Annotated in this window: 6 protein-coding genes; all 6 read left to right on the top strand. The window is 53.3% G+C overall.

What is annotated here, in order from left to right:
- The first annotated feature begins 5 nt into the window (after positions 1 to 5).
- The 6 genes from Q4544_RS02340 to Q4544_RS02315 all read left to right on the top strand — a co-directional run bounded on the left by Q4544_RS02340 (position 6) and on the right by Q4544_RS02315 (position 15191).
- Positions 6 to 902, top strand: coding sequence for a glycosyltransferase (locus tag Q4544_RS02340; protein WP_303503785.1), 897 nt, complete (start codon positions 6 to 8; stop codon positions 900 to 902).
- Positions 899 to 2278: an oligosaccharide flippase family protein gene (locus tag Q4544_RS02335; RefSeq protein WP_303503783.1), complete on the top strand. Its 1380-nt coding sequence runs from the start codon at positions 899 to 901 to the stop codon at positions 2276 to 2278. Before Q4544_RS02340 ends, Q4544_RS02335 begins: the two co-directional genes overlap by 4 nt.
- 100 nt (positions 2279 to 2378) lie before the next feature.
- Positions 2379 to 8801 (top strand): type I polyketide synthase, encoded by a 6423-nt coding sequence (locus Q4544_RS02330; RefSeq protein ID WP_303503781.1) that lies wholly within the window; start codon positions 2379 to 2381, stop codon positions 8799 to 8801.
- A complete protein-coding gene (locus tag Q4544_RS02325) occupies positions 8798 to 9835 on the top strand; it encodes a glycosyltransferase family 2 protein (protein ID WP_368411194.1) in 1038 nt (345 codons plus the stop codon). Before Q4544_RS02330 ends, Q4544_RS02325 begins: the two co-directional genes overlap by 4 nt.
- Positions 9832 to 14469, top strand: a complete 4638-nt coding sequence (locus Q4544_RS02320; RefSeq protein WP_303503779.1) for a MupA/Atu3671 family FMN-dependent luciferase-like monooxygenase — start codon at positions 9832 to 9834, stop codon at positions 14467 to 14469. Before Q4544_RS02325 ends, Q4544_RS02320 begins: the two co-directional genes overlap by 4 nt.
- Positions 14466 to 15191 carry a 4'-phosphopantetheinyl transferase gene (locus Q4544_RS02315; RefSeq protein ID WP_303503778.1) on the top strand — a complete coding sequence of 242 codons (726 nt, stop codon included), beginning with the start codon at positions 14466 to 14468 and terminating at the stop codon, positions 15189 to 15191. Before Q4544_RS02320 ends, Q4544_RS02315 begins: the two co-directional genes overlap by 4 nt.
- Positions 15192 to 15276 lie beyond the last annotated feature (85 nt).

The following is a 15276-nucleotide window of genomic DNA, read 5'->3' as shown; positions in this document are numbered from 1 at the left end:
CCGCTTTGCAGCGAGCTAACACATTTGGTAACAAAAACCGAGCAGAAACCGGCCAGTATAAGGCAGATCACCTGATGAAAATGAGCATCATCATCCCAGCAAGCAACGAAGCGCATTGGATTAGTGCCTGTCTGGAGGCTGTTCTGGCATCGGAACGGCTAGACGGCGCACAAATTATTGTCGTTGCGAATGGGTGCCAAGATAAGACAGCCGAGATTTCGCGGCGCTACAGCGTGTTGGCGTCCGAAAAGGGCTGGGCGCTTGAAGTGCTTGAGCTTGAGATTGGAAATAAGCTGCATGCCTTAAACGTCGGTGATCGCGCGGCTAAAGGCGACGTGCGTGTCTATCTGGATGCGGATGTACGGGTAAGTCCCCGTATTCTTTGGCAGATTGGGCGTGCGCTGGACCGCGAAACGCCCGCTTGGGCCAGTGGAAAACTGCAGATGGCAGCTGCCAGCCGCATCAGCCGGGCCTATGCAAAGTTCTGGGGCAAAGTGCCGTTTATGGCCAAAAGTGTGCCGGGGGCTGGTCTGTTTGCCGTGAACATCGCGGGCCGGGCCCGATGGCAGGATTTCCCAGACATCATCTCAGACGACATGTTCGTACGCCTTAACTTTGCGCCGCGCGAACGATTGGCCGTTCCGGGAACTTATATTTGGCCGGTGGCAGAAGGGTGGAAAAACCTCGTCAAAGTGCGTCGCCGTCAAAACATGGGTGTTGCGCAATTGGCTGAACGGTATCCGCGATTAATGAACAATGAAGACAAAGGCACCGTTTCCAAGGGGCATATGCTCAACTTAGCCGTCAGCAATCCGTTTGGGTTCTGTGTCTATGCTTCTGTTGCGTTGTATGTACGACTGACCAAAGACCAAGCTGGAACCGATTGGAGACGTGGTCGATGAACACATTGCGCAGGCGTTTCAGCGGTATTCTAAGTGGGCAGGGGCTTGGCGCCAAAGCGATGCGTGGTTCGGCGCTGACCATTCTCGGGTTTGGTGGCGGGCAGTTTCTGCGGCTGGTTTCAAACCTCGTACTGACCCGGCTGTTGTTCCCAGAGGCCTTTGGGATGATGGCGCTTGTCTATGTGTTTATGCAGGGGCTTAACAACTTTTCCGACGTTGGCGTGACCCCGTCGATCATGCAAAGCAAACGTGGGGACGATCCCGAATTCTTGAACACCGCTTGGACGATCCAAGTCATTCGCGGAATGCTGTTATGGGGCGTTACCTTTGTCATCGCCTATCCCGCAGCGCAGTTCTTTGACGCGCCCATGTTGGCGCAATTGCTGCCTGTCGTTGGTGTGACCTTGGCAATTGCGGGCTTTAACCCGACACGGCTGGATACGGCCAACCGACATTTGAATTTCGGCCGTTTGACCGTGATTGATTTGGCTTCACAAGTTGTCAGCCTAATTGTCGCTGTCGTGGCGGCATGGATACTCCAATCCGTATGGGCTTTGGTGATTAGCGGCATTGTTGGCGCGTTGGTTCAACTGATTTTCTTGTCCGTTTTCTTACCCGGTCAGCGCAATCGCTTCCGGTGGGAACCTGCTGCAGCAAATGAGCTGATTAACTTTGGAAAATGGATTTTCCTCAGCACTGTTGTTGGTTTTTTCCTAAGCCAAGGGGATAAAATCATCTTAGGGAAATACCTGTCGCTTGAAACGCTGGGTATCTACAATATCGGTTTCTTCCTCGCGAGCTTTCCGCTCTTGATGGGGGGCACGGTGACACGACGTATCTTGATCCCGATCTACCGCGAACTTCCACCAAAAGACTCGCCCGAAAACTTCCGGAAACTCCGCAAGATGCGGTTCGCTTTGTCGGGTGCTTTGATGGGGATCATGTTTGCCTTGGCCCTTGTCGCAAGCTGGTTGATCAACACCTTATACGACCCGCGTTACACGCTTGCCGGTGGCATTCTCGTCATGATTGCATGTGCACAGGTTCCCCATTTGATTGCTTTGACGTATGATCAAGCAGCACTAGCAGCAGGGGACTCCCGGCGGTTTTTCGTTTTGGCGCTGTCACGCACCATCTTGATGCTCGCCGGGCTGGTGATTGGGGTCAAAGTCTTTGGTCTTTTGGGTGCGCTTATCGGACAGGGTTTCGCCATGGTTTTGGTCTACCCGGTTGTGGTCTGGCTGGCGCGACATCAAGGGACATGGGACCCACGCCACGACGCGGCTTTTGCGATATTGGGAGCGGGGTTGATGTCGATCGCCCTTTACGTGAATTGGCCTGCCGTTCAAGCACTGGTCGCCTTGAATTCGCCTTGATCCGACCAAGTTAGTGTTAGGTTTGGCCGCTACATAAAATGCAACGAGTCCGGTGACTTAATCAATACACCGGAACAAAGCATTTGTGATCGAGTGGGACATGGCTGAAGACAAAACAGCAGAGTATTGGAACGAAAACGATATTGCGATTGTAGGCATGGCAGCCCATTTGCCAGGTTCTTCTACGCTTGACGACTATTGGGCCAATCTGCGTGACGGTGTGGAATGTATCACTCGATTGACCGAAGATGAGTTGATCGAAGCGGGCGAAAGCCCGGCAAGGCTACGTCACAAAAACTATGTGCCATCAGCAGCGATTCTAGATGATTTTGACAAATTCGATGCGGATTTCTTTGGCCTAAGCCCCAAAGAAGCCGCAATTATGGATCCCCAACATCGTAAATTCTTAGAGGTCAGTTGGGAAGCGTTAGAAACCGCAGGGCACATGCCCGAGAACTTTGAAGGCCCCATTGGGGTCTTTGGCGGTTGCGGCATGGGGAGCTATTTTTACTTCAACATCTGCTCCAATCGCGACCTTGTGGATAGCACTGGCATGTTCCTGTTGCGGCACACTGGGAACGACAAAGATTTCCTGTCCACGCGTCTAAGCCATATCCTTGATCTCAAGGGGCCAAGCATCAGCGTACAAACTGCATGCTCTACGTCTCTGGTCGCAGCGCATTATGCGTGTCAGTCTTTGCTCAATGGCGAATGTGATATGGCATTGGCGGGCGGCGTCACGATCGAGCTACCGCACAAGCGCGGTTATGTGTTTGAAGACGGCGAAATACTATCGCCTGATGGTCACTGCCATGCCTTCGATCATCGCGCGCAAGGTACGGTTTTTGGTAGCGGTGCTGGTGTTGTCGTCTTGCGTCGGATGGCCGATGCTTTGGCGGACGGCGATCATATCTGGGGCGTGATCCGTGGGTCGGCCGTAAATAATGACGGATCAGCCAAAGCCGGGTATCTAGCCCCTTCTGTTGATGGGCAGGCTACAGCCATCGCCGAGGCGCAGGCTATGGCGGATGTCACAGCCGACACCATTGATTATATTGAATGCCACGGCACCGGCACCTATCTTGGCGACCCGATTGAAGTGGCCGCACTGACCGAAGCGTTCCGTGAAACGACTGAAGACACTGGCTTTTGCCGGATTGGATCCGTCAAAACCAATATCGGCCATCTGGATACCGCCGCGGGTGCAGCGAGCCTGATCAAGGCGTCGCTGTCGTTGCACCACAAACAACTCGCCCCCAGCTTGGGGTACGAGGCACCTAACCCCGCGATTGATTTTGAGACGAGTCCATTCAAAGTGAACAGCACTTTGACCGAATGGGACAGTCACAAAGGCCCGCGTCGGGCCGGTGTAAACTCGCTTGGTGTTGGCGGTACGAACGCCCACGTTGTGCTGGAAGAAGCGCCAATCCGACCACTGTCAGAAGAGGCAGACTGGCCGTTTCAATTACTGACCATTTCGGGTCGCTCTACCAAGGCACTTGATGCCAATGCTGCGGCTTTGGCTGAACACCTACGGGCAAATCCTGATCAGCCTTTGGCGGATGTCGCTTACACCTTACAAACAGGGCGCCGCGCATTCGAAAAGCGCCGTGTGGTTGTAGCTGCGTCGCATGAAGAAGCGGCAGAATTACTGGAAACCAAAGCCCAACGGCGAGTCTTTAGCCATTCCGCTGATCACGAAAATCCTGACGTTGTCTTTATGTTTCCCGGTGGCGGCGCGCAGTACGTGTGTATGGGGCAGGATCTCTATGAAACCGAGCCTGTTTTTCAGGACTGGATGGATCGTGGTCTAGATATTTTACAAAGCAAGGTGGACTATGATGTGCGCGCGCTTTGGTTGGCTGATGGCATGTCAGATGGCGATGCGGATAAGGCGCTTCAGCAACCATCGCGGCAACTGCCGCTGATCATGATCGTGGAATATGCGCTGGCGCAACTCTGGATGAGCTGGGGCGTGACACCTGCTGTTTTGGTTGGCCATTCCATGGGAGAAAACACAGCCGCTTGCCTCGCGGACGTGATGTCGTTTGAAGACTGCATCGGCTTGGTTCTGCTTCGTGGTCAATTATTTGATTCGGTTCCTGCGGGCGGCATGCTGTCAGTGCCCTTGTCGCGCGGTCAGATTGAACCGTTGTTGACTGACCAACTTGATATTGCAGCAGAAAATGCAGCGGATTTGACGGTTGTTTCCGGCCCACAGGCAGCACTGGATGCATTGCAAAAAACACTTGCAGATCAAGATGTTGAAGCGCAGCGCATTCCCATTGATATTGCTGCTCATTCGCGGATGCTTGAACCCATCCTTAAAGAATTCGGCGCCTATTTGAAAAGCATTCAGCTAAACGCACCGCACATGCCGATTATTTCCAATCGCACCGGTGTAGAATTGACAGCGGAACAGGCTATGGACCCCGACTATTGGGTTGGCCACCTGCGTGGAACAGTTCGGTTTGCTGATTGCATCAGCACTTGCAGCCAAACCCCCGGCCGTGTCTTCCTTGAGGTTGGTCCGGGCAAAGCGCTAAGCTCGCTCTCGCAGATGCATTCCTCTGTCGGGAAGGGCAAAACGCTGTCCAGTCTCCGGCACCCCGAAGAAGAGATTGAGGATGACCTCTATTTCGTTGGACTTTTAGGTCGCCTTTGGGCCTGCGGCGTATCCATAGATTGGGACCAAATCTGGGGCGAAGCGCGCCGCAATCGCGTGGTTTTGCCGACTTATCAATTCCAACGCAGCCGATATTTCATCGAGCCGGGCAAAGCCTTGGTCGAGGCACCTCAGGATCTGATGCGGATTGAGGATATGACAGACTGGGGCTATCGCCCGGTTTGGAAACCTCGTTTGGCTGAGTGTGACTTGGATATTCTTGACGATCTGTCCAAGGCTGAGCAGCATAGTTGGTTGATTTTTGTGGATGACTCCGGCGTGGGTTCAGAGATCGCGCAAAAACTACGTAAGGCAGGACAACCCGTTGTCGAAGTTTCGCTAGGCGATGCCTTTGGTCAACTCAGCGAAGATCATTATGTCCTTGCGCCAGAACGTGGGCGTGAGGGGTATGATGAACTGATTTCAGACCTAATCGCAAATGGCCGCGCGCCGGACCGTATCTTGCATATGTGGTTGCTCACAGAGGCGGAAACTTTCCGCCCGGGCGGCAGTTTTTTCCACCGCAATTTAGAACAAGGTTTCTATTCGCTAATGTTCTTAGGGCAGGCGATGGTTGAGGAAAACCTACCTGGCCCAGTGCATCTGGTCACAGTCACCAGTGATGCAGCCCAACTGCGTGACGAGGGATTGAAGTACCCGGAAAAGGCAACGATCCGTGGCCCGCTCGGCGTAATGCCGCGCGAGATCCCGGGTGTAACGACTATGAGCATTGATGCGGATTGGTCTGTGATCAATCGCGGCAAAGCTGGCAAGTTTACCTTGGCAAACCGATTGATAGAGGATTTGATCGCCGACCCAATTTCGGCCCAAGTGGCTTATCGTGGCGAAAAGCGTTTTGAGTTGATCACCAAGGCAACACCACTGCCAGAAGATCACGCGATAGAATGGTCTGCAGGTCAGACATATTTCATCACGGGTGGATTTGGCGGCATTGGGGTTTCTATTGCCAAGGAGATGCTGGCAGCTGGTGCAAATGTCGTTTTGCAAACCCGCAAACTACTGCCTGATCGGGCGGAATGGGGCAAGATTACACAATTCCGCGCATCGGGTGATAAATTAGCGCGCCAAATCGCAACGGTCCAAGAGCTCGAGGAGCTTTCCGGCCAACTGCTTGTCGTTGCCGCCGATGTGAACAACATAGGCGAGATGCGTGATGCCGTTGCGCAAGTGTCTGATAAATTTGGCGAAATCAACGGTGTGATCCATGCTGCAGGCGTTATTGACGACGCGCCAATGTTGGCTAAGTCGTCCACTGACGTCGAGGATGTGCTTGCACCAAAACTTCACGGCACGATGGTCTTGGATCAGATGTTCTCGGATGGGATGCTTGATTGGATGGTGCTCTTTGCTTCTACATCAACTGTGACCACGCCCGCGGGCCAACTTGATTATGTGGCTGCAAACGAATTCCTCAACGCCTATGCGCAATCCCGAGCAGGGGATAAAACGCGGGTCATTGCCGTCAATTGGGGCATTTGGTCTGATACGGGCATGGCTGCGGACAGCATGGCCGATAGGGTCGGAACGGCCGCGGTCCCAGAACAACGCGAAATTGCCGCGCCATTCTTGCAAAAGGTTCAGGTCGATGCAGACGGAAGCATTCTGTTTTCGTCTGACCTAAGCAACGAAAGTTGCTGGATGCTGGACCAACACCGCACTTCTCAGAACGAGGCTATCTTGCCGGGCACCGGTTATCTGGAACTTGTTTCAGAGGCGATGCAAACGCTTGATGCGGATCGGGCTTATGAAATTCGCGATCTCATGTTCTTGCGTGCCTTCCATGTGAAAGACGGCGATACACGACAGCTACGTCTGAAACTCCGCCAAACTGATGCCGGCTATGATTTTGAAATCCTTGGAGATTACCAAGATGGCTTTATCACCCACGCCGAAGGGCGCATTTTCATGGTCGCCTTACCCGCGCCAACAGATGTCGAATTAGACGCCATTCGCGCACGTTGCGACACACCGGATTTAGCGCTTCAAAACCAAGTGCTTACAAGCCCCCAAGAAGCGCATCTAAACTTTGGCCCGCATTGGAAGGTACTGAAATCTCAATCATTTGGGGATGGCGAAGGCGTTGCAGAGTTGGAGCTTGATCCAAGCCTTGCGCCAATCGTTCAGGACATGTCTTTGCATCCGGGTCTGCTGGATCTTGGTACAGGTTGGGCGATGGGATTGATTGATCAATACACCGCAAAAAGCCTTTGGGTGCCTGTCAGCTATGGCGCGTTACGTCACTACGGCACGCTGCCTTCGCGGGTCGTCAGTTGGGTTAAGTCGGTCAATGGTTCCTCTGAACAGGGAACCGCAAGTTTTGATATTGTCTTGACAGATACCAAGGGCAATGTCTGCGTCGAAGTCGACCGGCTCACAATCAAACGGCTTGAAAGTGGTTTCGCCCTAAGCGCGACGCCTGCGCCGGCCGCTGCAGAAATCCAGCGCGATCAGTCCGTTCAGTTGGAGCAAGCGCTTTCACCAAACGAACTGCGTCTGCAACACAACTTGTCGCAAGGTATTCCAGCTGTGTCTGGCCCAGCAGCACTACGTCGCGCGATGGGGCTTGGCGTTTCGCAGGTTGTGGTCTCATCTTTGGATATCAACGGTTTAACTGATCAGATGGCAGCTCTGTCGCAGGACGATCAGGCTGACAACCAAGGGTTTGAACGGCCTGAGCTTGAAACTGACTTTGTTGCACCATCCAATGATGTCGAGCGCACGCTCGCCGGATTCTGGCAAGATTTGCTTGGCATCGAACAAGTCGGCGTGAATGACAGCTTCTTTGATCTTGGCGGGCATTCGCTGATCGCGGTCCGCTTATTCTCGATGGTGAAAAAGGCCTATCGGATCGAATTCCCGATTTCGGTTTTGTTCGAAGCACCGACGATTACCCAATGCGCGAATTTGATCATAGATCGTATTGGTCCACAGGATGATAAACCGATCGAAGACGCGACAACACACGTGCCGGAACGACGGTTTACGCATATCGTACCGATGCATCAGGCTGGAAATTCAGACAAGACACCGTTCTTCCTAGTTGCCGGTATGTACGGTAACGTATTGAATTTGCGTCATTTAGCACATCTCGTTGGGGCGGATCGCCCTTTCTTTGGTCTGCAAGCACGTGGTTTGTTTGGCGATGTCGCGCCACATGATGATCTGGCCGAGGCCGCGACAGATTATATCGCGGAAATCCGACAAGTTCAGCCGCAAGGTCCATATATGCTTGGCGGCTTTTCGGGCGGAGGGATCACCGCCTATGAAATCGCGCAACAATTGGAAGCCATGGGAGAAGAGGTTTCTCTCGTTGTTATGCTGGATACACCGCTCCCGATCCGCCGCGAGTTATCGCGTGAAGATCGACTAAAGATTCAGCTCCATGAGTTGAAAACGGGTGGGGTGGGTTATGTCCTACGTTGGGCAAAGAACCGTGTGCTATGGGAAATTCAAAAGCGCCGTGCACCTGATGTCACGCAGGATGAATCCGGCGCGCAATTCCACAATGCCGAGATTGAATCCGCATTCTACCGCGCATTACCAAAGTATCAGATGCACAGTTGGAATGGTCGCGTTGCGCTCTATCGGCCCCCTTTGGTTGGCAAATGGCAGGTGGGTCCAGATCGCTGGGTGAATAGCGAGCGCACATATGTGCTGCACGACAACGACTGGAGCAGTTGGACACCGAATTTAACGGTGACCGAAGTTCCGGGCGATCACGACAGTATGGTTCTAGAACCAAACGTTCGGGTGCTCGCAGCCCATATCCGCAAAGAAATTGAACAAGCAGAGAGCGCGACACAGGTCGTTGTGCCGTTCCGAAAGGCTGCGGAATGACAATGCACTCACCATCTGTGGTCACCATCATCTTGAACTACAAAACACCGGATATGACGGTGCAATCGGCCGAGGCCGCCTATGCCGAAATGGAAGGAATTCGTGGTCAAATCCTAATTGTTGATAACGACAGCGGCGATGGCTCTTTTGAAAAGATCACAGCTGCTATTGCAGAAAAAGACTGGCCAGCAGATCGCGTCCAAGTTTTGCAGTCTGGTCGCAATGGGGGCTTTGGTGCCGGAAATAACTACGGCATCCGGCATGGGTTTTTACATGGTGTTGATGGCGAACTGCCTGACTATTTCTACATTCTAAACTCTGATGCCTTTCCCCATGATGGGACTATAAAAGCTCTGTTGAAGCACTTGGAAAACAACCCAAAAACAGGTTTCAGTGGCAGCTACATTCACGGACCTGACGCCGCGCCGCATATCACGGCCTTTCGGTTTCCCTCTGTTGCAGGAGAGTTAGAAGGTGCCGCGCGTTTAGGGCCGATTAGTCGTTTGCTGAAACATGCGGTTGTACCGTTGCCGCTACCGCAGGAAACTTGCACCGTGGACTGGCTTGCAGGCGCGTCAATGATGATGCGTCGCGAGGTGCTCGAGCAAATCGGGCTCTTTGATGAGGCGTTCTTTCTGTACTTCGAAGAAACCGACCTTTGTCTGCGTGCCCAACGTGCGGGATGGGCCGTTGACTATGTGCGCGACAGCGAAGTGACCCATATCGGGTCTGTCTCTACTGGGATGAAAACCTGGGAACGTATTCCGCAATTCTGGCTGGATTCACGGCTACATTACTTTGTCCGCAATCACGGCGTTTGGTATGCGGCACTCGCAACCTTGGCGCATTTGCTGGGTGGGGCAATCGCGCGATTGCGCGCTGTTGTGCAAGGTAAATCCATAGATGAGCCCAAATATTTCCTCATTGATATGGCATTCCATAGCCTCAGGGCCGCGTTTCGCAGCTCTTCGATAAAGCCAAGAGATATTACTTTTCCCAAGGGGTTAAGGCCTCTGAATGGAGAACATGGATGAATTTTGAACGCAAATCCGCAGAGGCACCAATGCGTGCCTTGATGATCGGAAATGAGTCGCTTCTTGTGGAGTGTGCCAAGATTTGGCGTGCCCATGGACACGAAGTTGCCACGATCGTCACGCGGAATGCGGATATTGCTGCTTGGGCAAAGGGCGAAGGGCTTGAATGTATTCATCATTCGTCATCGCTTTCAGACGTCTCGCCAGCTGGCGAGTATGATTGGTTGCTCAGCATTGCGAACCTTCAAATCATCCCGGATGCGCTACTTGCAAAAGCCTCGAGAGGCGCGGTTAATTTTCATGACGGGCCTTTGCCGAAATACGCGGGTCTGAACGCACCTGTCTGGGCGCGCCTGCATGGCGAGGCGTCGCATGGTATCACCTGGCACCTGATCGAAGGTGGTATCGACAAGGGTGACATCCTCGCTCAGCGTTCTTTTGAGGTCCGCGAAAGCGATACGGCACTTACCCTCAATACAAAATGTTTTAGCAGCGCGATTGACAGCTTCCCCGAAGTTGTCGCGGCGCTGTCGTCACCAGAACTACCGCGACAAAAACAAGATTTCACAGCGCGCAGTTACTTTGGCCTGTCTGCACGTCCTGCCGGTTTTGCCCGCCTAGATTTCCGCAAAAACACTGCCGAGGTGGTGAATGTCGTCCGTGCTTTGGACCACGGAACCTATGTAAATCCGCTGACCTGCGCCAAAATTTCTATTGGCGGAGATATTCTGCTGGTCGGCAGCGCAGAAGCCGTCGACGGGCAGGGGCAACCGGGACAGATCGTTGATTTCACGGAAGTATCTCTTACCGTGGCAACAACCGATGGTGCGGTTCAGCTGTCAGACATTTCTGACCAGAACGGTGTTTCTGTTAAACTCAGCAAATACACCGCAACGCAGACACATTTGCCGAGCTTGGACCGCATAGACGGCCTAACAAAGGCCCATCAGGAAACGGCAAAACACGATGCGTTTTGGCGTAAACGTTTGGCTGAATATACTCCAGTAACGCTTCCGTTGTTAGTCCAGACTGACGAGCAACCCGATTTAAGCAGCTTACCTATCGCGGTTCCTGACGGTATGAACGTTGCTGCTCGGATTGCATCTGTCGGCGTATTCGCAAAAATCAGCGGTGCGGATGATCCAATCAACGTTGCCTATTGCCCAAGTGGGCTGACCACCGCGACTGGGTACTTGTCCACATGGGTGCCTTTGACAGTCACCTATTCCCAAGAGACGTCGATTGAGGCATTGATCGCTGAAACAGCTGGTGCCAAAGCGCGTGTCGAAGGCAAAGATACCTTTGCGCTGGATATTGCCGCACGTGACCCAAGTCTCGGCCCAATCCAGACACCTGATATTGCCATTATCGCCGATCCTGACGCTGGGCCAGTTCCGGGCGTCGCTTTCAACGTCATCCTGTCTGATACGGGTATGCGCCTGCGCTATGATCGCAATCGCCTGACGCCAGAACATGCGGCGCGTCTTGTCGCGCGCCTAGAGCTGATTGTTCAACAAGTGGCTGCGGGGCAGGGCACCATAGCGCAGATGCAAACCCTACCGGATGCGGAACGCAAAGAACTATTGCTCGATTGGAACGATACGCAGACTGATGTTGATCTGAACCAAACCATTCATGGTGCAATCGCTGTTCAGGCTGCCGAAACACCAGATGCCGTGGCGGTTGTCTTTGAACATGCGACATTGACCTACAGCCAGCTAGAAGAGCGGGCAAACCAAACCGCGCGTCACCTACAATCCATCGGCGTCACCAAAGGCAACGTCGTCGGCGTACACTGTAAACGTTCGCTTGATCTGGTTGTGGCCTGCATTGCGGTAATGAAAGCAGGCGCAGCATATCTGCCGCTTGATCCGTCATTCCCGGCGGATCGCATCGCCATGTATATCGAAGACAGCGCGACGAAGTTCATTCTAACGCAGTCTGGAATCGCATCTGAACTACCTAAAACGGACGCGCAGCTTGTTGAAATTGATAAGGAAATAGCAATTTCTGCTGCATCAACGGATCTTGTCGATGGCGGTGCTACGGGCCAAGACTTGGCCTATTTGATCTTTACTTCTGGTTCCACTGGCCGCCCCAAAGGCGTAATGCTCGAACACCGCAATGTTTCGAACTTCTTTGCCGGGATGGATAGCCGTATCCAACGCGATGGCCCAAGCACATGGCTTGCCGTCACCAGCTTATCGTTTGATATTTCGGTGCTAGAGCTTTTCTATACGTTGGCTCGCGGTTTCAAACTGGTGATCTCAGGCGACGAAAGCGCGACCCAAATTTCAAACGGCCCGGTCGGCACCAGTGAATCTGGTATGGATTTCAGCCTGTACTATTGGGGCAATGACGATGGCGCCGGGCCAGACAAATACAAACTTCTGCTCGAAGGCGCGAAATTCGCGGATGACAACGGCTTCTGCGCCGTTTGGACACCAGAGCGCCACTTCCACGCGTTTGGCGGCCCATATCCGAACCCTTCAGTCACCGGCGCTGCGGTCGCTGGCCTAACCAAGAATATCGGCGTGCGTGCAGGCAGTTGCGTCGCGCCGCTGCACCATACGGCGCGTATTGCCGAAGAATGGGCAGTTATTGATAATTTAACCAACGGCAAAGCAGGTCTTGCGATTGCAAGCGGCTGGCAGCCGGATGACTTTGTTTTACGGCCAGAGAACACGCCGCCTGCGAATAAACCAGCGATGTTCGAACAAATCAAAGACCTGCGTAAACTGTGGAAGGGCGAGCCGGTAGAGTTCGCGCGCCAAGATGGCTCGATGCTGCCCGTCATTACACAGCCACGTCCGGTTTCTTCTGAACCTGCGCTTTGGGTGACGACCGCAGGAAACCCAGAAACGTGGAAAGAAGCGGGCCGTAATGGCACCAATGTTCTAACGCACCTTCTAGGGCAAAGTGTGGACGAAGTTGCTGATAAGATTAAGCTATATCACGAGGCGCTGCGCGAATCTGGGTTCAACCCGGCTGACTTCCAAGTCACGCTGATGTTGCATTCCTTTGTCGGTGATGACCGTGAAAGCGTGCGTGAAATCGCGCGTGAACCGATGAAAGATTACCTGCGTTCAGCTGCGGGTTTGATCAAACAATATGCTTGGGCTTTCCCTGCCTTTAAAAAGCCAGAGGGCGTTAAAAACCCATTTGAATTGGATCTCGGCAGCCTGAATGAAGACGAAATGGAAGGCATCCTAGACTTCGCATTCTTGCGGTACTTTGAGGATTCCGGCCTGTTTGGCACAGTGGATGAATGCGTTCAGCGTGTCGAAAGCTTGAAGCGCATCGGCGTAACCGAAATTGCATGCTTGATTGATTACGGCATCCCGACACCCGTTGTGTTGGAGGGGCTAAAGCCACTCGCTCGGGTCTTGGAATTGTCCAATCAGACCGGTGGCGTAGCCGAAAGCGACGTATCAATTGCCGGTCAAATCATTCGCCATAAGGCGACCCATTTGCAGTGTACCCCTTCGATGGCGCGTATGCTAACGATGAACCAAGAAGCCGCGATTGCACTTGGTCAGGTAGATCACTTGATGATTGGCGGCGAAGCGCTTTCAGGTGCATTGGTTGCGGATTTGAACGCTGTAACCGGCGCATCCGTCACCAATATGTATGGTCCAACCGAGACGACAATTTGGTCGTCTACTGCAGTTGCTAAATCCAGAGATGGCGTAGTTAATATTGGGCAACCTATTGCGAATACATCGCTTTTCGTTCTGGATGACCAATTGCAGCCCGTGCCAATGGGGATCGCGGGCGAGCTCTTTATCGGTGGCGAAGGCGTCGCACGTGGGTATTGGAACCGGCCCGAACTTACAGCAGAGCGCTTTATTCAGAACCCGTTTGAACACGGCGGTGACCGCCTCTATCGAACCGGTGATCTGGTTCGGGCGCGACTTGATGGCGGGCTCGATTTCATTGGCCGGGCTGATAACCAGGTCAAACTCCGTGGATACCGAATTGAGCTTGGCGAAATTGAAAGCCGCTTAGAGGAGATGCCAGACATCTCGCAAGCCGTCGTCATCCCGCGGGAGGACACACCGGGCGACACCCGCCTCGTTGCATACCTACGCGGCACAGCGATCGAAGAGCAAATGCGAAAGCATTTGGCGGAACACTTGCCGGATTACATGGTGCCCAGCCACTTTGTGACATTGGAAAGCTTCCCTTTGACACCGAACAAAAAGGTCGATCGAAAAGCGCTTCCTAAGCCGCAAAAACGTGTTGTTTCGCCAGTCGAACACGCGCAGCAAGCATCTGAAGTCACGAAACAAATTACCGAAATCTGGTCACGCATATTAGGCGTGCAGGGCATCAGTGGTTCTGACAGTTTCTTCGATCTCGGCGGTCATAGCCTTTTGGCCGTTCAAGCCCATCGCGAAATTCGCGACACACTTGGGCACAATAAAGTTTCGATTACCGACATCTTCCGCTTTCCAAAACTGGCAGCGCTTGTCGACCGGATCGAAGCACTCGGGGGCGGGGGCCCTCAATCGTCGCCGGTCCAACCGGCAGCGGGGCAAGACCAACCCAAAGCTTCAACAGCGCCTTCGCGCCAAGAAGCCATGTCAAAGCGGCGCGCCATGCGTGCGCGCCGTCGGGAGAAAAACGGATGACTATTCAAATGCGAAGACTCTCAATGTTGGAAATGGCCGCACGTTCCCTCGTATCCTCGGGCGTGGCAGTTGCGGTGACGTCGCCCGCGACCAACTCTGACCCACTTTGGCCCGCAGAAGAGCAAGCCATTGTTAATGCGCAACCACAACGTCGCGAAGAATTCACAGCAGGCCGCGCAGCTGCACGCAAAGCACTGTTAGCTTTAGGGCGGGCACCAGCCGCTATTCCGATGGGCGAAGATCGCGCACCAATTTGGCCACGCGCCATCGTTGGTAGCATCTCGCACGACGACAAGGCATGCATCGCAGTCGCGGCCGATCGCGAGCGGTATCGTTCAATTGGGATCGACATTGAGCCAGCACTGCCCATCGAAGCAGAGATTTACAGTGAAATTTGCCGCCCAGAAGAGCTTGCATGGCTGCGCCAGCTGCCCTTCCAGTCACGTGGATTGGTTGCACGCCGTTTCTTTAGCGCCAAAGAGGCAATCTACAAATGCCAGTATGCGATCAGCCATGAAATGTTCGATTTTCATGCTTTGTCGCTGGTATTCGATAAGCAGGGCCGGTTTGACGCACGCCTGATGCAAGATGTGTCGCATTTCCCTAAGGGAACCATGTTCAAGGGTTTGACCACCCATGTTGGCGAACAAATCCTTAGCCTTTGCCATCTGACAGAGGGCTTTGAAACAGATACGGATTATCCAAATTCGGTCATGGGATGAACACATTGCCTTGGCATAGAGTGGTTGAGGTAATTGCAAATAAAGACACGGCGCCCAGAATGGGCATAGGAAATTGAGCAGATAC

This window comes from Cognatishimia sp. 1_MG-2023, from assembly GCF_030548175.1.
Classification (GTDB): Bacteria; Pseudomonadota; Alphaproteobacteria; order Rhodobacterales; family Rhodobacteraceae; genus Cognatishimia.
This window is presented reverse-complemented; position numbering and strand designations above follow the sequence as displayed.

Excerpts from the sequence above, each read along its gene's own strand:
- Q4544_RS02335 (WP_303503783.1), top strand. The coding sequence starts at position 899 with ATGAACACATTGCGCAGGCGTTTCAGCGGTATTCTAAGTGGGCAGGGG.
- Q4544_RS02330 (WP_303503781.1), top strand. The coding sequence starts at position 2,379 with ATGGCTGAAGACAAAACAGCAGAGTATTGGAACGAAAACGATATTGCG.
- Q4544_RS02325 (WP_368411194.1), top strand. The coding sequence starts at position 8,798 with ATGACAATGCACTCACCATCTGTGGTCACCATCATCTTGAACTACAAA.
- Q4544_RS02320 (WP_303503779.1), top strand. The coding sequence starts at position 9,832 with ATGAATTTTGAACGCAAATCCGCAGAGGCACCAATGCGTGCCTTGATG.
- Q4544_RS02315 (WP_303503778.1), top strand. The coding sequence starts at position 14,466 with ATGACTATTCAAATGCGAAGACTCTCAATGTTGGAAATGGCCGCACGT.